The sequence below is a fragment of the Streptomyces sp. G45 genome, assembly GCF_049542095.1.
Taxonomy (GTDB): Bacteria; Actinomycetota; Actinomycetes; order Streptomycetales; family Streptomycetaceae; genus Streptomyces.
This window is the reverse complement of the sequence record NZ_JBMUZU010000001.1, coordinates 3827972-3847537: the sequence shown is the minus strand read 5'-3', so window position 1 is coordinate 3847537 and position 19566 is coordinate 3827972. Positions and strand designations below refer to the sequence as shown.

The window sequence follows — 19566 nt, the reverse complement described above, 5'->3', positions numbered from 1 at the left end:
CGAGGGGTTTCCCTCGGATCAGTTCCGCCAGGCTCCGGGGGCCGTTGACCGGCCCCCGGGGAACCGGCAGACACACAGGAGATAGACGTGATCCAGCAGGAGTCGCGACTTCGGGTCGCCGACAACACGGGTGCGAAGGAGATCCTCACCATCCGTGTTCTCGGTGGCTCGGGTCGCCGCTACGCGGGCATCGGTGACGTCATCGTCGCCACCGTCAAGGACGCGATCCCCGGTGGCAACGTGAAGAAGGGTGACGTCGTCAAGGCGGTCATCGTTCGCACCGTCAAGGAGCGCCGCCGTCCGGACGGCTCGTACATCCGCTTCGACGAGAACGCCGCCGTCATTCTGAAGAACGACGGCGACCCTCGTGGCACCCGCATCTTCGGCCCGGTCGGCCGTGAGCTGCGCGAGAAGAAGTTCATGAAGATCATCTCGCTCGCGCCGGAGGTGCTGTAAGCATGAAGATCAAGAAGGGCGACCTGGTCCAGGTCATCACCGGCAAGGACAAGGGCAAGCAGGGCAAGGTCATTGCCGCTTACCCGCGCCAGGAGCGCGTCCTCGTCGAGGGTGTCAACCGGGTCAAGAAGCACACCAAGGCCGGTCCGACCGCCTCCGGCTCCCAGGCCGGCGGCATCGTGACGACCGAGGCCCCCATCCACGTCAGCAACGTGCAGCTCGTCGTGGAGAAGGACGGCAAGAAGGTCGTTACCCGCGTCGGCTACCGCTTTGACGACGAGGGCAACAAGATCCGCGTTGCCAAGCGGACGGGTGAGGACATCTGATGACGACCACCACCACTCCGCGTCTCAAGCAGAAGTACCGCGACGAGATCAAGGCGAAGCTGCAGGAGGAGTTCTCCTACGAGAACGTCATGCAGATCCCCGGTCTCGTCAAGATCGTGGTGAACATGGGTGTCGGCGACGCCGCCCGTGACTCCAAGCTCATGGACGGTGCCGTCCGTGACCTGACCACGATCACCGGTCAGAAGCCGGCCGTCACCAAGGCCCGCAAGTCCATCGCGCAGTTCAAGCTGCGCGAGGGTCAGCCGATCGGTGCCCACGTCACGCTCCGTGGCGACCGCATGTGGGAGTTCCTGGACCGCACCCTGTCGCTCGCGCTGCCGCGCATCCGCGACTTCCGCGGTCTGTCCCCCAAGCAGTTCGACGGCCGTGGCAACTACACCTTCGGTCTCACGGAGCAGGTCATGTTCCACGAGATCGACCAGGACAAGATCGACCGCGTCCGGGGTATGGACATCACCGTGGTCACCACGGCGACCAACGACGCTGAGGGCCGCGCGCTCCTTCGTCACCTCGGCTTCCCGTTCAAGGAGGCGTGAGCGAGATGGCGAAGAAGGCTCTGATCGCTAAGGCTGCTCGCAAGCCCAAGTTCGGTGTGCGTGCGTACACCCGCTGCCAGCGCTGCGGCCGCCCGCACTCCGTGTACCGCAAGTTCGGCCTGTGCCGCGTGTGCCTCCGTGAGATGGCTCACCGTGGCGAGCTGCCGGGCGTGACCAAGAGCTCCTGGTAGTCCCCTAGTTGGGATGACTGGAAGCTCTCGGTAAGCAATGAGGCTGGTGGGTGGCCCACCGCACATGCCTTAGGCTTGTGTGGTTGGGCGCCCGCCGCCCTCGTACGACTTACTACGCCGTAGGTCCCCGCGCCGCACCCGTCCCGCCCATGAGTGGGGAGAGGGATGGCGCATACAGGAAACCCCGGCGAGAGAGGCCGAAGGCCAATTCATGACCATGACTGATCCGATCGCAGACATGCTCACGCGTCTGCGGAACGCGAACTCGGCGTACCACGACTCGGTGTCGATGCCGCACTCCAAGATCAAGTCGCACATCGCGGAGATCCTCCAGCAGGAGGGCTTCATCACCGGCTGGAAGGTCGAGGACGCCGAGGTCGGCAAGAACCTCGTCCTCGAGCTCAAGTTCGGGCCGAACCGTGAGCGCTCCATCGCGGGCATCAAGCGGATCTCGAAGCCTGGTCTGCGTGTGTACGCGAAGTCCACCAACCTGCCGAAGGTGCTCGGCGGCCTGGGCGTGGCCATCATCTCCACGTCCCACGGCCTGCTCACGGGCCAGCAGGCGCAGAAGAAGGGCGTGGGTGGGGAAGTCCTCGCCTACGTCTGGTAGCGGAAGGGAACGGAGGAAACAGCTATGTCGCGTATTGGCAAGCTCCCCATCACGGTTCCCGCCGGCGTGGACGTCACCATCGATGGCCGGACGGTCTCGGTGAAGGGCCCCAAGGGTTCCCTGAGCCACACCGTTGTGTCGCCGATCGAGATCGCTAAGGGTGAGGACGGCGTCCTGAACGTCACCCGCCCGAACGACGAGCGTCAGAACAAGGCCCTGCACGGCCTGTCCCGCACGCTGGTGGCGAACATGATCACCGGTGTGACCCAGGGTTACGTGAAGAAGCTCGAGATCAGCGGTGTCGGTTACCGCGTCCAGGCGAAGGGCTCCAACCTGGAGTTCTCGCTCGGCTACAGCCACCCGATCCTGGTCGAGGCTCCCGAGGGCATCAAGTTCAACGTGGAGTCGCCGACCAAGTTCTCGGTCGAGGGCATCGACAAGCAGAAGGTCGGCGAGGTTGCGGCCAACATCCGCAAGCTGCGCAAGCCCGACCCGTACAAGGCCAAGGGCGTCAAGTACGAGGGCGAAGTCATCCGCCGCAAGGTCGGAAAGGCGGGTAAGTAAGCCATGGCATACGGTACGAAGATCGCCAAGGGTGACGCCTACAAGCGCGCCGCGATCAAGCGCCGCCACATCCGGGTCCGCAAGAAGGTCTCCGGTACGGCCGAGCGTCCCCGTCTCGTCGTGACGCGCTCGAACCGCCACATCGTGGCCCAGGTCATCGACGACATCAAGGGTCACACCCTGGCGTCGGCGTCGACCCTGGACACCTCGATCCGTGGTGGCGAGGGCGACAAGTCCGCGCAGGCCAAGCAGGTCGGCGCCCTGGTCGCCGAGCGCGCCAAGGCCGCCGGTGTCGAGGCCGTCGTGTTCGACCGTGGTGGCAACCAGTACGCCGGGCGCATCGCCGCCCTGGCGGACGCCGCCCGCGAGGCCGGGCTCAAGTTCTGAGCCGCCGTAGCTAGCGGAAAAAGAGAGAGGTAATCCAATGGCTGGACCCCAGCGCCGCGGCAGCGGTGCCGGTGGCGGCGAGCGGCGGGACCGGAAGGGCCGTGACGGCGGCGCTGCTGCCGCCGAGAAGACCGCGTACGTTGAGCGCGTTGTCGCGATCAACCGCGTCGCCAAGGTTGTGAAGGGTGGTCGTCGCTTCAGCTTCACCGCGCTGGTCGTGGTGGGCGACGGTGACGGCACCGTGGGTGTCGGTTACGGCAAGGCCAAGGAGGTGCCGGCCGCCATCGCCAAGGGCGTTGAGGAGGCCAAGAAGCACTTCTTCAAGGTCCCGCGCATCGCCGGCACCATCCCTCACCCCGTTCAGGGTGAGAAGGCCGCGGGCATCGTCCTGCTCAAGCCGGCTTCGCCGGGTACCGGTGTTATCGCCGGTGGTCCCGTGCGTGCCGTCCTGGAGTGCGCCGGTGTCCACGACATCCTGTCGAAGTCCCTGGGCTCCGACAACGCGATCAACATCGTGCACGCGACCGTGGCGGCCCTCAAGGGCCTGCAGCGTCCCGAGGAGATCGCGGCCCGCCGCGGTCTGCCGCTCGAGGACGTCGCCCCCGCGGCCCTGCTGCGTGCGCGTGCCGGGGCTGGTGCGTAATGGCTCAGCTCAAGATCACGCAGGTTAAGTCGTACATCGGCAGCAAGCAGAACCACCGTGACACCCTGCGCTCGCTTGGCCTGAAGAAGGTCAACGACGTGGTCGTCAAGGAGGACCGCCCCGAGTTCCGCGGCATGGTGCACACCGTCCGCCACCTCGTGACGGTCGAGGAGGTCGACTGATCATGGCGGAGCAGAACCCGCTGAAGATCCACAACCTCCGTCCGGCCCCCGGCGCCAAGACCGCCAAGACCCGTGTCGGTCGTGGTGAGGCGTCGAAGGGTAAGACGGCCGGTCGTGGTACCAAGGGCACCAAGGCCCGCTACCAGGTTCCGGAGCGCTTCGAGGGTGGCCAGATGCCGCTCCACATGCGCCTCCCGAAGCTGAAGGGCTTCAAGAACCCGTTCAAGACCGAGTACCAGGTCGTCAACCTGGACAAGCTCGCGGCCCTCTACCCCGAGGGTGGCGAGGTCACGGTGGCCGACCTGGTCGCCAAGGGCGCCGTTCGCAAGAACAGCCTTGTCAAGGTCCTCGGCCAGGGCGAGATCTCCGTGGCGCTGCAGGTGACGGTCGACGCCGTCTCCGGCTCCGCCAAGGAGAAGATCACCGCCGCCGGCGGTACCGTCACCGAGCTCGTCTGAGTCCTTCAGGCGTCTCGATGACTTGAGCGATCCCGACCGGGGATGCCCCACAAAAGGGGCATCCCCGGTTGGTCGTTCCAAGGGGGGCACGGTCGCCGGTAAGGTGGCGTGCACTGTTACTTTCCGCGCGGTCTGTCCTCGCGACCGGCCGGGCGGTTCTTGGCTTATTTGCCTGTACACAGGTAGTTATCCGTCGGACTCACCACCGTCACCTCTGACGCAGTAGCGCGGGGGTCGCAGGAGGCACCGTGCTCACCGCGTTCGCCCGGGCGTTCAAGACGCCCGACCTGCGCAAGAAGCTGCTCTTCACGCTCGGCATCATCGTGATCTACCGGCTCGGGACACATGTCCCGATCCCGGGCATCGACTACAAGAACGTCCAGACCTGTATCGACGCGGCCAATGCCAACCAGGGCCTGTTCGGTCTGGTCAACATGTTCAGCGGTGGCGCACTGCTTCAGATCACGATCTTCGCGCTCGGCATCATGCCGTACATCACGGCGAGCATCATCCTCCAGCTCTTGACCGTGGTGATCCCGCGCCTGGAAGCCCTCAAGAAGGAGGGCCAGGCCGGAACGGCGAAGATCACGCAGTACACGCGCTATCTGACCATCGCGCTCGCCATCCTCCAGGGCACCGGCCTGGTGGCCACCGCCCGCACCGGCACCCTGTTCCAGGGCTGCCCGGTCGCCTCGGAGATCGTCCCCGACCAGTCGATCTTCGTCACCATCACCATGGTGATCACCATGACCGCCGGTACGGCCACGGTCATGTGGCTCGGTGAGCTGATCACCGACCGCGGCATCGGCAACGGCATGTCGATCCTGATGTTCATCTCGATCGCCGCGACCTTCCCCGCCGCCCTGTGGGGCATCAAGAAGTCGGGTGACCTGGCGAACGGCTGGATCGAGTTCTTCACCGTGATCCTCGTCGGCCTGTTCATGGTCGGCCTGGTGGTCTTCGTCGAGCAGGCGCAGCGCCGCATCCCGGTCCAGTACGCGAAGCGCATGATCGGCCGCCGGTCCTACGGGGGCACGTCGACGTACATTCCGCTGAAGGTCAACCAGGCGGGCATCATCCCTGTGATCTTCGCCTCGTCGCTGCTCTACATCCCGGCCCTGGTCGCCCAGTTCGCGGGCGGGCAGTCCAGCTGGAAGACCTGGATCGAGCAGAACCTGACCAAGGGTGACCACCCGATTTACATCGTCACCTACTTCGTCCTGATCGTGTTCTTCGCCTTCTTCTACGTGGCGATCTCCTTCAACCCGGAGGAAGTCGCGGACAACATGAAGAAGTATGGTGGCTTCATCCCGGGCATCCGGGCTGGCCGACCGACCGCTGAGTATCTGAGCTACGTGCTCAACCGGATCACCTGGCCGGGCTCGCTGTATCTGGGTCTGATCGCTCTCGTGCCAACGATGGCGTTGGTGGGCTTCCAGGCGAACCAGAACTTCCCCTTCGGTGGAACGAGCATCCTCATCATCGTGGGTGTGGGTCTGGAGACCGTGAAGCAGATCGAGAGCCAGCTCCAGCAGCGCAACTACGAAGGGTTCCTCCGCTGATGCGAATCGTCCTAGTCGGACCGCCCGGTGCGGGCAAGGGGACGCAGGCCGCGTACCTTGCCAAGAACCTGTCGATCCCGCACATCTCCACGGGCGACCTCTTCCGGGCCAACATCAGCCAGCAGACGGAGCTCGGCAAGCTGGCGAAGTCCTACATGGACGCCGGGAACCTCGTTCCGGACGAGGTGACCATCGGCATGGCCCAGGACCGCATGGCGCAGCCGGACGCGGAGAACGGCTTCCTGCTGGACGGCTTCCCGCGCAATGTGTCGCAGGCCGAGTCCCTGGACGAGGCGCTGAAGGCGGACGGCCAGAAGCTGGACGCGGTCCTGGACCTGGAGGTCCCCGAGGACGAGGTGGTCAAGCGCATCGCGGGCCGCCGCATCTGCCGGAACGACTCCGCGCACGTCTTCCACGTGACGTACAGCCCGCCAAAGCGCGACGGCGTCTGCGACGTCTGCGGCGGCGAGCTGTACCAGCGCGGCGACGACAAGGAAGAGACCGTGCGCAAGCGGCTCGACGTCTACCACCGCGAGACCGAGCCGATCATCGACCACTACAAGGCGCAGGGCCTGGTGGTCACGATCTCGGCCCTCGGCAAGGTGGACGAGGTCACCCAGCGCGCGATGGCCGCGCTCTCGGGCGACGACGCCTGACGCAGTCGTGACCGGCCGCGGCACCCCGGGTGGGTGCCGCGGCCGAGTCGTGGGCGGGGCGCGCGGGGGCCCGGGGCGGCCGTATCGTGGGGGGTGCCCCGTGTTCCGCAGGCCGCCCGCCGTGGCTGCGGGGGCGCTCCGCGCGGGCCGTGCCCGTCGCCCGTACGTACAGGCCGGTTCGTCGGTTCAGATTCGTAGGTTCAGAAAGGCTCAGGCCGGACATGGTGCAGATCAAGACTCCCGAGCAGATCGCCAAGATGCGTGCGGCGGGGCTTGTCGTCGCCGCCATCCACCAGGCCACGCGTGCGGCGGCCGTGCCGGGGGCGACCACCAAGGACCTGGACGACGTGGCCCGCAAGGTGCTCGCCGAGCACGGGGCGAAGTCCAACTTCCTCGGGTACGGCGGCTTCCCCGCGACGATCTGCACCTCGAAGAACGAGGTCGTCGTGCACGGCATCCCGAGCGACGACGTCGTCCTGGAGGACGGCGACATCATCTCCATCGACGCGGGCGCCATCGTCGACGGCTGGCACGGCGACGCGGCCTTCACCGCCTTCGTGGGCGGCGGTCACGCTCCGGAGCTGGTGGAGCTGTCCCGGGTGACCGAGGAGTCGATGTGGGCCGGGATCGCGGCCATGAAGCAGGGCAACCGCCTGGTGGACATCTCCCGCGCCATCGAGACCTACATCCGCCGCCAGCCGCGCCCCGCGTCCGGCAAGTACGGGATCGTCGAGGACTACGGCGGGCACGGCATCGGCACCGAGATGCACATGGACCCGCACCTGCTGAACTACGTGGAGCGGCGCCGCGGCCGGGGCCCGAAGCTGGTGCCCGGCTTCTGCCTGGCGATCGAGCCGATGGTGTCCCTCGGCACCCCGAAGACCGAGGTCCTCGAGGACGACTGGACGGTCATCACCACGGACGGCACCTGGTCCTCGCACTGGGAGCACTCCGTGGCCCTGACCGAGCAGGGCCCGCTGGTCCTGACCGCCCCCGACGGCGGCAAGGCGAAGCTCGCCGAGTACGGGATCACGGCGGCGCCGGACCCGCTGGGCTAGGTCCTGGGCGTCCCGGGCCCCGTCGGAGTAAGGATCTCCCTGGTGGGGCAGACTTCTCGATTCGTCTTTCCGGGTGTACTGACGTAGACTGACGCGTCGGCTCTCGTGCACCCGCATGTCCGCGTGTGCGCTCAGGAGTCGATCAAGGTAGTCGATTCGAAGGGCGAAGCGTGGCCAAGAAGCAAGGTGCCATCGAGATCGAGGGCACTGTCGTCGAGTCTCTGCCGAACGCCATGTTCAAGGTCGAGCTCCAGAACGGCCACCAGGTCCTGGCACACATCAGCGGCAAGATGCGCATGCACTACATCCGCATCCTCCCTGACGACCGGGTCGTGGTGGAGCTTTCTCCGTACGACCTGACGCGTGGCCGGATCGTCTACCGGTACAAGTAGATCTTGCCCGTATCCCGCTCCGGCGGGGTGGTGGCACTGACCCGGAGAACCTCACACCCATGAAGGTCAAGCCGAGCGTCAAGAAGATCTGCGACAAGTGCAGGGTGATCCGCCGTCACGGCCGGGTCATGATCATTTGCGACAACCCGCGCCACAAGCAGCGCCAGGGCTGACGCACGCACTCGCAGATTTTCGCGCGACGCACGTAACAGCACATATGCAGGACCCGTCCCTCTTCAGGTCCATCAGGTAATGGAGGGCGACACCCCCGGTCGGAGGCCGGGGACCCTGTCCGTACCAACCCTTCTCACGCAGGAGGGGACGGCGGCTGGGAGCGGTTCTGCTGAAGACCTCCGAAGATTCACAGGAGCCATGAATGGCACGCGTTGAAGGTGTTGACCTCCCGCGCGACAAGCGCATCGAGGTCGCCCTCACCTACGTGTTCGGCATCGGCCGGACGCTGTCCCAGCAGACGCTGGACGCCACCGGTGTCGACCGCAACACCCGTGTTCGCGACCTGACCGAGGACGACCTCGTCAAGATCCGCGAGTACGTGGACCAGAACATCAAGACCGAGGGTGACCTCCGTCGCGAGATCCAGGCCGACATCCGCCGCAAGGTCGAGATCGGCTGCTACCAGGGTCTGCGTCACCGCCGTGGCCTGCCCGTCCGCGGTCAGCGCACCAGCACCAACGCCCGCACCCGCAAGGGCCCGCGTCGCGCCATCGCCGGTAAGAAGAAGCCGGGCAAGAAGTAGTCCTCGCTCAGCGGTCTAACGACAGCTGACGCTGCTAGGACCGACCACCTCCCGTAGGAGTTAGAGATGCCCCCCAAGGGTCGTCAGGGCGCTGCCAAGAAGGTGCGCCGCAAGGAAAAGAAGAACGTTGCTCACGGCCACGCGCACATCAAGAGCACGTTCAACAACACGATCGTGTCCATCACGGACCCGACCGGCAACGTGATCTCCTGGGCCTCCGCGGGCCACGTCGGCTTCAAGGGCTCCCGCAAGTCCACGCCGTTCGCCGCGCAGATGGCCGCCGAGTCGGCTGCCCGCCGCGCGCAGGAGCACGGCATGCGCAAGGTCGACGTCTTCGTGAAGGGTCCGGGCTCCGGCCGCGAGACCGCGATCCGTTCGCTCCAGGCCACGGGCCTGGAGGTCGGCTCCATCCAGGACGTCACGCCGACCCCGCACAACGGCTGCCGTCCGCCCAAGCGCCGCCGCGTCTGACGCCGTTCGGTGCGCCCTCCGCGCGAGCGGAGGTGTTCCGCGCCGTCGCGTCCGGCGTTCGTACGTCGCTTGACCTGAGGTTTCCGGGCGGTACGGCTCTTTCGGGCCGTGCCGCCCGTACCCTTGGTAACTAGTCGGGCATCAAATAGCGGGTGCCCCTGACTGAAGGAAACACTTCATGCTGATCGCTCAGCGTCCCTCGTTGACCGAAGAGGTCGTCGACGAGTTCCGCTCCCGGTTCGTCATCGAGCCGCTGGAGCCGGGCTTCGGCTACACCCTCGGCAACTCCCTGCGTCGGACCCTCCTGTCCTCGATCCCGGGTGCGGCGGTCACGTCCATCCGCATCGACGGTGTCCTGCACGAGTTCACCACCGTGCCGGGCGTCAAGGAGGACGTCACCGACCTCATCCTCAACATCAAGCAGCTGGTCGTGTCCAGCGAGCACGACGAGCCCGTCGTGATGTACCTGCGCAAGCAGGGCCCGGGCCTCGTGACCGCCGCGGACATCGCCCCGCCCGCCGGTGTCGAGGTGCACAACCCCGACCTGGTCCTCGCCACGCTCAACGGCAAGGGCAAGCTGGAGATGGAGCTGACCGTCGAGCGCGGTCGCGGCTATGTCTCCGCCGTGCAGAACAAGCAGGTCGGCCAGGAGATCGGCCGCATCCCGGTCGACTCCATCTACTCGCCGGTCCTCAAGGTCACGTACAAGGTCGAGGCCACGCGTGTCGAGCAGCGCACCGACTTCGACAAGCTGATCGTCGACGTCGAGACCAAGCAGGCCATGCGCCCGCGCGACGCCATGGCGTCCGCCGGTAAGACCCTGGTCGAGCTGTTCGGTCTCGCCCGCGAGCTGAACATCGACGCCGAGGGCATCGACATGGGCCCGTCCCCGACGGACGCCGCCCTCGCCGCGGACCTGGCGCTGCCGATCGAGGAGCTGGAGCTCACCGTTCGGTCGTACAACTGCCTCAAGCGTGAGGGCATCCACTCCGTGGGTGAGCTCGTCGCCCGCTCCGAGGCGGACCTGCTCGACATCCGCAACTTCGGTGCGAAGTCGATCGACGAGGTCAAGATGAAGCTCAACGGGATGGGCCTCGCGCTGAAGGACTCGCCCCCGGCTTCGACCCGACCGCCGCCGCGGACGCCTTCGGCGCGGATGACGACGCGGACGCCGGGTTCGTCGAGACCGAGCAGTACTGATAGCTGCCCGGGGGCGTCCGCCCTCGGGGTCCTGACCCCGGTACCTGATACGGCCGGGGCAGATCACTAGGAGAAACACCATGCCGAAGCCCACCAAGGGTGCCCGTCTGGGCGGCAGCGCCGCGCACGAGAAGCTGATGCTGGCGAACCTCGCCAAGGATCTCTTCGAGCACGGCCGCATCACGACGACCGAGGCCAAGGCTCGCCGCCTGCGCCCGTTCGCCGAGCGTCTGGTCACCAAGGCGAAGAAGGGCGACCTTCACAACCGCCGCCAGGTGCTCCAGGTCATCACGGACAAGAGCGTCGTCCACACGCTCTTCGCCGAGATCGGCCCGCGCTACGAGAACCGCCCGGGTGGCTACACCCGCATCACCAAGATCGGTAACCGCCGTGGCGACAACGCGCCCATGGCCGTCATCGAGCTGGTGGAGGCCCTGACCGTGGCCCAGCAGGCCACGGGTGAGGCCGAGGCGGCGACCAAGCGCGCCGCTAAGGACGCCGAGGTTTCTGAGGCCAAGGTCGACACGACCAAGGGCGATGAGGCTGCCGAGGAGTCGAAGGACGCGTAAGCGTTCTGCCGGGGACTGTGTGTCGTCGGCTGCGGGATCGTGGTTGATCGCGCAGTTCCCCGCGCCCCTTACGGGGCGCTGCGGGTCCGCCCCTTACGGGGCGGGCCCGCTTTTGTGTTGTCTGAGAGGATCCACGGGTGAGTGATGAGGTGGAGCCCGGGTACGTCCGGGTGCGGTTGGATCTTTCGTACGACGGCCGGGACTTCTCCGGGTGGGCGCGGCAGCGCGAGGGGCAGCGGACCGTCCAGGGGGAGATCGAGGACGCGCTGCGTACGGTGACGCGGTCCGCGGAGACGTACGAGCTGACCGTGGCCGGGCGGACCGACAGCGGGGTGCACGCCCGGGGGCAGGTGGCGCACGTCGACCTGCCGGAGGGCGTGTGGGCCGAGCACCGGGAGAAGCTGCTGCGGCGGCTCGCCGGGCGGCTGCCGCACGACGTGCGGGTGTGGAAGGCGGAGGAGGCGCCCCCCGGGTTCAACGCGCGGTTCTCGGCGATCTGGCGGCGGTACGCGTACCGCGTGACCGACCACCCCGGCGGCGTCGACCCGCTGCTGCGCGGGCACGTGCTGTGGCACGACTGGACGCTCGACGTGGACGCCATGAACGAGGCCGCGCGGGCGCTCGTCGGGGAGCACGACTTCGCCGCGTACTGCAAGCGGCGCGAGGGCGCGACGACCATTCGTACGCTGCAGGAGCTGCGCTGGGAGCGGCGGCCGGACGGGATCCTGGAGGCGACCGTGCGGGCCGACGCCTTCTGCCACAACATGGTGCGGTCCCTGGTGGGCGCCATGCTGTTCGTGGGCGACGGGCACCGGCCGCCCGACTGGCCGGGGAAGGTGCTCGCGGCGGGCGTGCGGGACTCGGCGGTGCATGTGGTGCGGCCGCACGGGCTGACGCTCGAAGAGGTCGGCTACCCGGCGGACGAGCTGCTCGCGGCGCGCAGCGCTCAGGCGCGGAACAAGCGGACGCTGCCCGCCGCCGGGTGCTGCTGACCGGCTACTCGGGGTTGTTGGCGGCGGCGGACGCCTGGGCCTCGCCGCGCCGGTTGATCTGGTGGAAGGCGAAGCGGGCCAGGTCGTCGCCGACCCGGTAGGCCTTGCGGTCCCGCGTCGTGACGTCCTTGCCGTTGAGGAAGCCGGTGGTGGTGAAGTACGCGTAGCGCCCGTACGCGTTGTACGTGCCGCGGCACACCGACGTGCGGCAGAACGTGCCGACGCCCTTGCCGGGCAGCGAGGTGATCAGGCCCTTCTCGGCCTGCTTCTTGACCCGGGCGGCCTGGGCCTCGGTGTCGAAGACGGCGACGCCGACGGTGACCGCGATGCCCTTGCGGGCGTAGGTGGCGCGCAGGACCTCGGTGCACTTGTTCCGTACGAGGAGGGTGGCGAGGACCGGCTGGGCGACGGAGGCGCACTTGGCGCTGTCGTCCGTCGCGCCCTTCTTGTAGACGCGGTCGCCGGAGGTCAGCTTGGTGCCGGGGAACAGGATGTCCGCGCTGAGCGGGGCCTTGTCCTTCTTGGCGCTGGAGATGTAGTCCTTCGGGTCCGGCGGGGGCGGGGGCGTGGTCGCCTCGAAGGACGGCTCCGGGGCCTCGCTGGTGCCGGGGATGTCCGGGGACGTGGGCAGCTCGCTGGCGGGCTTGTTGGACGCGGACGCGTCGTCGCTGTTGGCCGAGACGACGCCGATGGCGACGGCGGCGGCCACGCCCGCGGTGGCGAGGGCGCCGCCGCCGATGAGGAGCCACTTGCGGCGGCGGGCGCGCTTCTCGGAGGCTTCGGCGAGCGCCGCCCAGTCCGGGGTGCCCGAGCCCCCGGACCCCACTGAGGTCCCCCTTGCCCAAAGCTCATGGGCCGCATCTTAGACGGGCGGGTGCGGATGTTGAGCCCGGGTCGCGGCGGGTTCTCGCCCTAGCCTGACCGGCATGTACTCGGGCAAAAGGGATGTCTCTGGTGGCGGGGTCGAGGGGTGGCTGCTGCGGCCCGCCCCCTGGCAGGCGTGGCTGGCGCTGAGCGGGGTCCTGGCCGCGCTCGTGCTGCGCATGGCCTGGCGGGTTCCGGACGGCGGCATGGACAACGCGATCGTGGTGCGGGCGGCGCGGGCCTGGCTCGACGGGCGCTCCCCGTACGACGACCGGCACTTCCTCTACCTGCCGGGCGCGGTGCTCGCGGCCGTGCCGCAGGCCGTGCTGCCGGGGGCGCTGGTGCGGGTGCTGGTGCCGGTCGGGGTGGTGGGGGCGCTCGCGGGCGGGTGGGCGTGCGCGCTGCGGGTGTACGGGGTGCCGTGGCGCAGCCGGTACGCGGTGCTCGGGTTGCTCGGCCTCGCCCTCGGCTTCGCGCCGTTCGCGCACCTCGTGGAGCTGGGCAACTGGACCGTGGCCTCGGCGCTCGCGCTGCCGCTGGCGCTGCTGTGCGCGTGCCGGGGGCGGTGGGGGGCGGCCGGGGCGGTCGTCGGGGCCGCCGTGGCCGTGAAGCCGTTGCTCCTGCCTGTCCTGCTGCTCTTCGTCCTCGCGCGGCGGTGGCGGGGGCTGGCGCTCGCCGTGGGCGTGCCGGTGGTGGTCTCCGTGGCGTCGGCGCTGGTGCTGCCGGATCCCGCCGGGTTCCTCACTCGGACCCTGCCGTTCCTGCTGCGCGGCGACGACCGCTTCGTACGGCTCTACGAGGCCTCGCCGGGGGTGCTGCTGGCGCGGCTCGGGGTGCCGGAGGCGGCGGCGTCGCTGCTCGCGGGGGTGGGGGCGCTGGTGGGGGTGGGGTGCGCGGTGGCGCGGTGGCGGCGGGGCGATGACGGGGTGTGCCGGGTGGTGGAGACAGGGGTCGCGCTGATGCTGGCGGCGTTCCTGGTGTCGCGGCCGTCGTACGACCACTATCTGCTGGTCGTGCTGCCGCTGCTGCTGGCCGGGGGCCTGGGGGAGGGGGCGGTGGTGCGGTCGGGGTGGTTCTGGGGGGTGCTGGTGCCGCAGGTGCCGGGGTTTGTGTGGCCGGGGCTTGAGCCGCTGACGCGGCGGGCCTTCCGGGACGGGGTGACGCTGTGCGGGGTGGCGGTGCTGGTGTTCCGGCGCGGGGTGGGCGTGGGCCCTCGCGGGGGGCGCCCAGGCCCGCCCCTTTCCCGAAACCATGGGGCTCCGCCCCCTGGCACCCCCGTTCATCGCCGCTCCGCGGCTCGTCCTCAAACGCCGGACGGGCTTGATTTCGCGCTGCGCGCTCGTCCTCAAGCGCCGGGCGGGCTTGATGGTCGCGCTCCGCGCTCGTCCTCAAACGCCGGGCGGGGGCGTGGAGAGTCGACGACGGTGAGTGAGGCAGGTTCAGCCTGCCCGGCGCTTGAGGGCGAGGTGCGGAGCGGCGATGAGGGCGGTGCGGGGCGCCCGCGCCAGGGGACCGTTTTGACCCGGCTGGGGGACCCCCGGTATCCTGCCTGTTCGTTATGTGTATGGCCTTCTCAAACTCACGTGAGGGGCCTTGCACCGGCCCACCGGGCCGATGACCAGCGGTAGGACTAGGTTGCGTCGCCGACGTCCGCCAAGGCTGTCGTCCATCGTCCGAGGTGGCCTTGTCAGGACCCTTCCCCTCCGGTCCCGCGGGACCGTATGGGAAACCCACCTCTGAAGAAGCGAAGGCTACGAACCGTGCGTACGTACAGCCCCAAGCCCGGCGATGTCACGCGCCAGTGGCACGTCATCGACGCCCAGGACGTCGTCCTGGGACGCCTGGCCACCACTGCCGCCACCCTCCTGCGCGGCAAGCACAAGCCGATCTACGCGCCGCACGTCGACGCTGGTGACTTCGTCATCATCATCAACGCCGACAAGGTGCACCTGTCCGGCAACAAGCGGACCCAGAAGATGGCGTACCGCCACTCCGGCTACCCGGGTGGTCTGCGCTCCGTCCGCTACGACGAGCTGCTCGACAAGAACCCCGAGAAGGCCATCGAGAAGGCCGTCAAGGGCATGCTCCCGAAGAACTCGCTGGGCCGTCAGATGCTCTCGAAGCTGAAGGTCTACAAGGGTGACCAGCACCCGCACGGCGCGCAGCAGCCGCAGCCGTTCGAGATCACCCAGGTCGCGCAGTAAGTCCGGCCACCCCCTAAGACGAAGAGAATCTGAGGAGCATCGTGGCCGAGACCACCCCTGAGCAGCCGATCGACGAGACCGTCGACATCGAGCACTACACCACCGAGTCCGAGGCGCCCATCGAGGGCGAGTACACCTCGGAGTCGAACGCCGCGCGCTTCGGCGACCCGCAGCCCGCCGCGGGCCTGGGCCGCCGCAAGAACGCCATCGCCCGCGTCCGGATCGTCCCGGGCACCGGCAAGTGGAAGATCAACGGTCGCACCCTTGAGGACTACTTCCCGAACAAGGTGCACCAGCAGGAAGTCAACGAGCCCTTCAAGGTGCTCGAGCTCGACGACCGCTACGACGTGGTCGCCCGCATCGCGGGTGGCGGCGTCTCCGGTCAGGCCGGTGCGCTCCGTCTCGGTGTCGCCCGCGCCCTGAACGAGGCCGACGTCGACAACAACCGCGGCCCGCTCAAGAAGGCCGGTTTCCTCCGCCGCGACGACCGTGCGGTCGAGCGCAAGAAGGCCGGTCTCAAGAAGGCCCGCAAGGCCCCGCAGTACAGCAAGCGCTAATCGCTGCCTGTTTGTACTTCTCGTTCGCCCCGGCGGCACCTGTGTGCTGCCGGGGCGTTCATCGTTAAGGCACCGCCCGTGGCGGGCGCCCGGGGCGGCGCCCGCTGGAACGCAATGGAGGACAGCAGTGGGACGACTCTTCGGCACGGACGGCGTGCGCGGTGTCGCCAACGCGGACCTGACGGCGGAGCTGGCGCTCGGCCTCTCGGTCGCCGCGGCGCATGTGCTCGCCGAAGCGGGGACCTTCGAGGGCCATCGCCCCAAGGCGGTGGTCGGACGGGACCCGCGGGCGTCCGGGGAGTTCCTGGAGGCCGCGGTCGTCGCGGGCCTCGCCAGTGCCGGTGTGGACGTCCTGCGCGTCGGTGTGCTGCCCACCCCCGCGGTGGCCCATCTCACCGCCGCGCTGGGCGCCGACCTCGGCGTGATGCTGTCCGCCAGCCACAACGCCATGCCGGACAACGGCGTCAAGTTCTTCGCCCGCGGCGGCCACAAGCTCGCCGACGACCTTGAGGACCGCATCGAGGCCGTGTACGAGGAGCACCGGACGGGGGCTCCCTGGGAGCGCCCCACGGGTGCGGGCGTCGGCCGCGTGACGACGTACGACCAGGGCCTCGACCAGTACGTCGCGCACCTTATCGGCGTCCTGCCCAACCGCCTCGACGGCTTGAAGATCGTCCTGGACGAGGCGCACGGCGCCGCGTCCCGGGTGTCCCCGGAGGCCTTCGCGCGGGCCGGGGCGGAGATCATCACGATCGGCGCCGAGCCGGACGGCCTGAACATCAACGACGGCTGCGGCTCCACGCACCTGGAGCAGCTCCAGGCCGCCGTCGTCGAGCACGGCGCCGACCTCGGCATCGCGCACGACGGGGACGCCGACCGCTGCCTGGCCGTGGACCACACGGGCGCGGAGGTCGACGGCGACCAGATCCTCGCCGTGCTCGCCCTCGGCATGCGCGAGCGGGGCGTGCTGCGCCACGACACGGTGGTCGCCACGGTCATGTCGAACCTCGGCTTCAAGCTCGCCATGGAGCGCGAGGGGCTGCGGCTGGTGCAGACGGCCGTGGGCGACCGGTACGTCCTGGAGGAGATGAAGGCCCAGGGGTACGCGCTCGGCGGCGAGCAGTCCGGGCACGTCATCGCCCTGGACCACGCCACGACCGGCGACGGCACGCTGACCGGCCTGCTGCTCGCGGCGCGCGTCGCCGAGACCGGGCGGAACCTGAGGGACCTGGCGTCCGTGATGGAGCGCCTGCCGCAGGTCCTGATCAACGTGCCCGACGTCGACAAGTCCCGAGTGAAGACCTCCCCGGAGCTGGCCGCCGCCGTCGCCGACGCCGAGCGCCAGCTGGGCGAGACCGGCCGGGTGCTGCTTCGGCCCTCCGGCACCGAGCCGCTGGTGCGCGTCATGGTCGAGGCCGCCGACCTGGAGCAGGCCCGTGCCGTGGCCGAGCACCTCGCCGACGCGGTCAAGGCCGCCCTCGGCTAGGACGCGCCGAGCCCCTTCGCGGTGCGCTCGCGCTGCCGCGCCCAGAGCAGCTTCTGGGCGAGCAGCGTGAGCGTGCCGGCGAGGACGATGCCGAGCAGGTTCAGCAGCAGCTGCTCGGTGGAGCCCCAGGCCTGGCGGTACTCGTCGTAGCTGAAGGCGACCGCCGCGTTCGCCGCCGCCGGGACCGTCGTCACCGAGATCGCGACGCCGACGAGCGCGCCCGACTTCGCCGAGGTCAGCGACAGCGTGCCCGCGGCGCCCGCGAGGACGGCCACGACGAAGGAGAACCAGTCGGGCCGGTAGATGAAGTTGGTGTTGGGCCGCTTGGCCTCCAGGGCCTCCCGGTCGAAGAGGTCCACGGCGTCCATGAAGAAGCTGAAGCCCACCGTCACCGCCATGGCCACGGCGAAGCCCGCGACGAGGGCGATCAGCGAGCGCAGCGCCAGGCGCGGGGCGCGCTGCACCAGCGCCGTGCAGAAGCCCGCGAGCGGCCCGAACTCCGGGCCCACCGCCATCGCGCCGACGATCAGGATCGCGTTGTCCAGGACCACGCCGCAGGCGGCGATCATCGTGGCGAGCGTGATGAAGGCGACGTACGTGACGGAGAGCGTGGACTCCTCGTGCGTGGCGTCCGCCAGGTGCTCCCACAGGACCGCGTCCGCGCCCTCGCCCGGCGCCTCGTGCTCCGCCTTGTCGGCACGCAGCGAGAGCGACAGGTCGATGTTCTCCAGGGCGATCGAGCCGAGCCGGTCGATCTCCAGGGCGCGCAGGCCGCCGAGGAGTTCGTCGCCCGCCTCCCGGGCGACGTCGCACAGGACGATGTCGCCCGCCGGGTTGCGGGCGGCGCCCGGCACCACGGCGAGGTGGGTGGTGCCCGGGGTCGACTCGATCAGCCGCACCACGGCGTCCGTCCGGTCCGCCGGGGTGATCAGGCGCAGATGGAGCATGCCCGCACCCTAACGCCCCGCTGACGGGCGGGCTCAGAGCTTGCGCAGGCTCAGGCGGCGCACCTTGTGGTCGGGGCCCTTGCGGATGATGAGCGTGGCGCGGCCGCGGGTGGGCGCCACGTTCTCCACCAGGTTCGGCTTGTTGATGGTCCGCCAGGTGGTGCGGGCGTAGTCGAGGGCCTCCTCCTCGGAGACCTGCGTGTACTTGCGGAAGTACGAGGACGGGTTCTGGAAGGCCGTCGCGCGCAGCTTGCGGAAGCGGTTCAGGTACCAGCGCTCGATGTCCTCGGTGCGGGCGTCGACGTACACGGAGAAGTCGAAGTAGTCGGCGAGGCCCACGCGGGTGCGGCCGTCCTTGCCGGGCTGGGCGGGCTGGAGCACGTTCAGGCCCTCGACGATCAGGATGTCGGGGCGGCGGACGGTGAGGCGCTGGCCGGGGACGATGTCGTAGATGAGGTGGGAGTAGACGGGCGCCGTCACCTCGTCCTTGCCCGCCTTGATGTCGGCGACGAAGCGGGTCAGGGCGCGGCGGTCGTACGACTCGGGGAAGCCCTTGCGGGACATCAGGCCGCGGGCTTCCAGCTCCTTGGTGGGCAGCAGGAAGCCGTCGGTGGTGACCAGCTCCACGCGCGGGTGCTCCGGCCAGCGGGAGAGCAGGGCCTGGAGGAGGCGGGCGACGGTGGACTTGCCGACGGCGACGGACCCCGCGACGCCTATGACGAACGGCGTGCCGGACTGCGAGGCCTTGCCGCCGGTCTCGCCGAGGAAGGTGTTCAGGGCGCCGCGCAGGCCGTCGGTGGCGCCCACGTACAGGTTGAGCAGCCGGGACAGCGGCAGGTAGATGTCGCGCACCTCGTCGAGGTCGATGACGTCGCCGAGGCCGCGCAGCTTCTCCACCTCCTCCGCGGTGAGCGGCAGCGGCGTCTTCTCGCGCAGCGCGCTCCACTCGTCGCGGGTGAGGTCGACGTACGGGGTCGCCTCCGGCTTGTGCCGGTGGGCGCCCTTGGGAGGCAGTGAGACCGGTGAGATCACAGTCCATTGTTACGGCTGTTTGAACAGGCGTGCGGGTGGGGTGTGTCACGTACTCTTCCGGCGTGATTATTGGCGTGGGTATCGATGTGGCCGAGATCGACCGGTTCGCCGCGTCGCTGGAGCGGACGCCGGGCCTCGCCGGGCGGCTCTTCTGCGAGGGGGAGCTGCGGCTGCCGAGCGGCGAGCGGCGCGGGCCCGCCTCGCTCGCGGCGCGGTTCGCGGCGAAGGAGGCGGTGGCCAAGGCGCTGGGGGCGCCGCCCGGGCTGCGGTGGCTGGACGCCGAGGTGTACGTGGAGGAGTCGGGGCAGCCGCGGCTGCGGGTGACGGGCACGGTGGCCGCGCGGGCGGAGGCGCTGGGGGTGCGGGGGTTTCATGTGTCCCTGAGCCACGATGCCGGGGTCGCGTCCGCGGTGGTGGTGGCGGAGGGGTAGCGCCGTTCGCGACT

Annotated in this window: 25 protein-coding genes and 3 pseudogenes; 25 read left to right on the top strand and 3 right to left on the bottom strand. The window is 69.1% G+C overall.

The features are described from left to right. Positions 1–87: 87 nt before the first annotated feature. The 20 genes and pseudogenes from rplN to truA all read left to right on the top strand — a co-directional run bounded on the left by rplN (position 88) and on the right by truA (position 12031). Positions 88–456: a 50S ribosomal protein L14 gene (rplN, locus tag ACOBQU_RS15615; RefSeq protein ID WP_003974257.1), complete on the top strand. Its 369-nt coding sequence runs from the start codon at positions 88–90 to the stop codon at positions 454–456. A 2-nt stretch (positions 457–458) separates the two neighbouring features. Further along, positions 459–782, top strand: coding sequence for a 50S ribosomal protein L24 (gene rplX / locus ACOBQU_RS15610; RefSeq protein ID WP_423627535.1), 324 nt, complete (start codon positions 459–461; stop codon positions 780–782). Further along, a complete protein-coding gene (gene rplE, locus ACOBQU_RS15605) occupies positions 782–1339 on the top strand; it encodes a 50S ribosomal protein L5 (protein ID WP_423627533.1) in 558 nt (185 codons plus the stop codon). Before rplX ends, rplE begins: the two co-directional genes overlap by 1 nt. 5 nt (positions 1340–1344) lie before the next feature. Beyond that, complete coding sequence (locus tag ACOBQU_RS15600; protein WP_003956452.1) at positions 1345–1530, top strand: type Z 30S ribosomal protein S14; 186 nt, start codon at positions 1345–1347, stop codon at positions 1528–1530. Between the two features lie 211 nt (positions 1531–1741). Next, positions 1742–2140, top strand: a complete 399-nt coding sequence (gene rpsH / locus ACOBQU_RS15595) for a 30S ribosomal protein S8 (protein ID WP_019888762.1) — start codon at positions 1742–1744, stop codon at positions 2138–2140. A gap of 24 nt (positions 2141–2164) precedes the next feature. After that, entirely contained in the window at positions 2165–2704 is a 540-nt protein-coding gene (rplF, locus tag ACOBQU_RS15590; protein ID WP_423627531.1) for a 50S ribosomal protein L6, read from the top strand. A gap of 3 nt (positions 2705–2707) precedes the next feature. Beyond that, positions 2708–3091, top strand: a complete 384-nt coding sequence (gene rplR / locus ACOBQU_RS15585; RefSeq protein ID WP_423627529.1) for a 50S ribosomal protein L18 — start codon at positions 2708–2710, stop codon at positions 3089–3091. A 37-nt stretch (positions 3092–3128) separates the two neighbouring features. Further along, the gene (rpsE, locus tag ACOBQU_RS15580; RefSeq protein WP_423627528.1) at positions 3129–3734 is read left to right on the top strand and encodes a 30S ribosomal protein S5; all 606 of its coding nucleotides are present in this window, start codon (positions 3129–3131) and stop codon (positions 3732–3734) included. Continuing rightward, entirely contained in the window at positions 3734–3916 is a 183-nt protein-coding gene (gene rpmD, locus ACOBQU_RS15575) for a 50S ribosomal protein L30 (RefSeq protein ID WP_004984515.1), read from the top strand. Before rpsE ends, rpmD begins: the two co-directional genes overlap by 1 nt. 2 nt (positions 3917–3918) lie before the next feature. Continuing rightward, positions 3919–4374 carry a 50S ribosomal protein L15 gene (gene rplO / locus ACOBQU_RS15570; protein WP_055493178.1) on the top strand — a complete coding sequence of 152 codons (456 nt, stop codon included), beginning with the start codon at positions 3919–3921 and terminating at the stop codon, positions 4372–4374. Between the two features lie 248 nt (positions 4375–4622). Next, the gene (secY, locus tag ACOBQU_RS15565; RefSeq protein WP_423627526.1) at positions 4623–5936 is read left to right on the top strand and encodes a preprotein translocase subunit SecY; all 1314 of its coding nucleotides are present in this window, start codon (positions 4623–4625) and stop codon (positions 5934–5936) included. Beyond that, entirely contained in the window at positions 5936–6592 is a 657-nt protein-coding gene (locus ACOBQU_RS15560; RefSeq protein ID WP_423627524.1) for an adenylate kinase, read from the top strand. The genes secY and ACOBQU_RS15560 overlap by 1 nt, the downstream gene beginning before the upstream one ends. A gap of 221 nt (positions 6593–6813) precedes the next feature. Continuing rightward, on the top strand, positions 6814–7650 hold the full coding sequence (map, locus tag ACOBQU_RS15555) for a type I methionyl aminopeptidase (RefSeq protein ID WP_423627522.1): 837 nt from the start codon (positions 6814–6816) through the stop codon (positions 7648–7650). 170 nt (positions 7651–7820) lie between these two features. Then, a complete protein-coding gene (infA, locus tag ACOBQU_RS15550) occupies positions 7821–8042 on the top strand; it encodes a translation initiation factor IF-1 (RefSeq protein ID WP_003948620.1) in 222 nt (73 codons plus the stop codon). 59 nt (positions 8043–8101) lie between these two features. Continuing rightward, positions 8102–8215, top strand: a complete 114-nt coding sequence (rpmJ, locus tag ACOBQU_RS15545) for a 50S ribosomal protein L36 (protein ID WP_003948619.1) — start codon at positions 8102–8104, stop codon at positions 8213–8215. A gap of 203 nt (positions 8216–8418) precedes the next feature. Continuing rightward, positions 8419–8799 (top strand): 30S ribosomal protein S13, encoded by a 381-nt coding sequence (rpsM, locus tag ACOBQU_RS15540; protein ID WP_190134814.1) that lies wholly within the window; start codon positions 8419–8421, stop codon positions 8797–8799. A gap of 66 nt (positions 8800–8865) precedes the next feature. Continuing rightward, entirely contained in the window at positions 8866–9270 is a 405-nt protein-coding gene (gene rpsK / locus ACOBQU_RS15535) for a 30S ribosomal protein S11 (protein ID WP_003948617.1), read from the top strand. A gap of 178 nt (positions 9271–9448) precedes the next feature. Continuing rightward, positions 9449–10470: pseudogene (locus ACOBQU_RS15530) on the top strand (DNA-directed RNA polymerase subunit alpha). A gap of 80 nt (positions 10471–10550) precedes the next feature. Beyond that, positions 10551–11039: a 50S ribosomal protein L17 gene (rplQ, locus tag ACOBQU_RS15525; RefSeq protein ID WP_423627519.1), complete on the top strand. Its 489-nt coding sequence runs from the start codon at positions 10551–10553 to the stop codon at positions 11037–11039. A 137-nt stretch (positions 11040–11176) separates the two neighbouring features. After that, positions 11177–12031 (top strand): tRNA pseudouridine(38-40) synthase TruA, encoded by an 855-nt coding sequence (gene truA / locus ACOBQU_RS15520; RefSeq protein ID WP_423627517.1) that lies wholly within the window; start codon positions 11177–11179, stop codon positions 12029–12031. A gap of 4 nt (positions 12032–12035) precedes the next feature. Here the strand turns inward: truA and ACOBQU_RS15515 are convergent. Beyond that, positions 12036–12883 (bottom strand): annotated as a pseudogene (locus ACOBQU_RS15515) (hypothetical protein). Between the two features lie 74 nt (positions 12884–12957). Between ACOBQU_RS15515 and ACOBQU_RS15510 the strand changes: the two are divergent. The 4 genes and pseudogenes from ACOBQU_RS15510 to glmM all read left to right on the top strand — a co-directional run. Next, a pseudogene (locus ACOBQU_RS15510) lies at positions 12958–14163 on the top strand (glycosyltransferase 87 family protein); the annotation flags it as partial. Positions 14164–14655: 492 nt separating this feature from the next. After that, on the top strand, positions 14656–15099 hold the full coding sequence (gene rplM / locus ACOBQU_RS15505) for a 50S ribosomal protein L13 (protein ID WP_019329618.1): 444 nt from the start codon (positions 14656–14658) through the stop codon (positions 15097–15099). 41 nt (positions 15100–15140) lie between these two features. Then, a complete protein-coding gene (gene rpsI, locus ACOBQU_RS15500; protein ID WP_423627515.1) occupies positions 15141–15656 on the top strand; it encodes a 30S ribosomal protein S9 in 516 nt (171 codons plus the stop codon). A 127-nt stretch (positions 15657–15783) separates the two neighbouring features. Next, positions 15784–17142 carry a phosphoglucosamine mutase gene (gene glmM / locus ACOBQU_RS15495; protein WP_423627513.1) on the top strand — a complete coding sequence of 453 codons (1359 nt, stop codon included), beginning with the start codon at positions 15784–15786 and terminating at the stop codon, positions 17140–17142. Here the strand turns inward: glmM and ACOBQU_RS15490 are convergent. Both ACOBQU_RS15490 and coaA read right to left on the bottom strand, forming a co-directional pair. Continuing rightward, the gene (locus ACOBQU_RS15490; protein WP_423627511.1) at positions 17139–18089 is read right to left on the bottom strand and encodes a DUF389 domain-containing protein; all 951 of its coding nucleotides are present in this window, start codon (positions 18087–18089) and stop codon (positions 17139–17141) included. The two genes, glmM and ACOBQU_RS15490, sit on opposite strands and share 4 nt — an antisense overlap. A gap of 33 nt (positions 18090–18122) precedes the next feature. Then, complete coding sequence (coaA, locus tag ACOBQU_RS15485) at positions 18123–19121, bottom strand: type I pantothenate kinase (RefSeq protein WP_423627509.1); 999 nt, start codon at positions 19119–19121, stop codon at positions 18123–18125. Positions 19122–19183: 62 nt separating this feature from the next. On the opposite strand from coaA, the gene ACOBQU_RS15480 reads away from it, so the two are divergent. Beyond that, positions 19184–19552 (top strand): holo-ACP synthase, encoded by a 369-nt coding sequence (locus ACOBQU_RS15480; RefSeq protein WP_423627508.1) that lies wholly within the window; start codon positions 19184–19186, stop codon positions 19550–19552. The last annotated feature ends 14 nt before the right edge of the window (positions 19553–19566 follow it).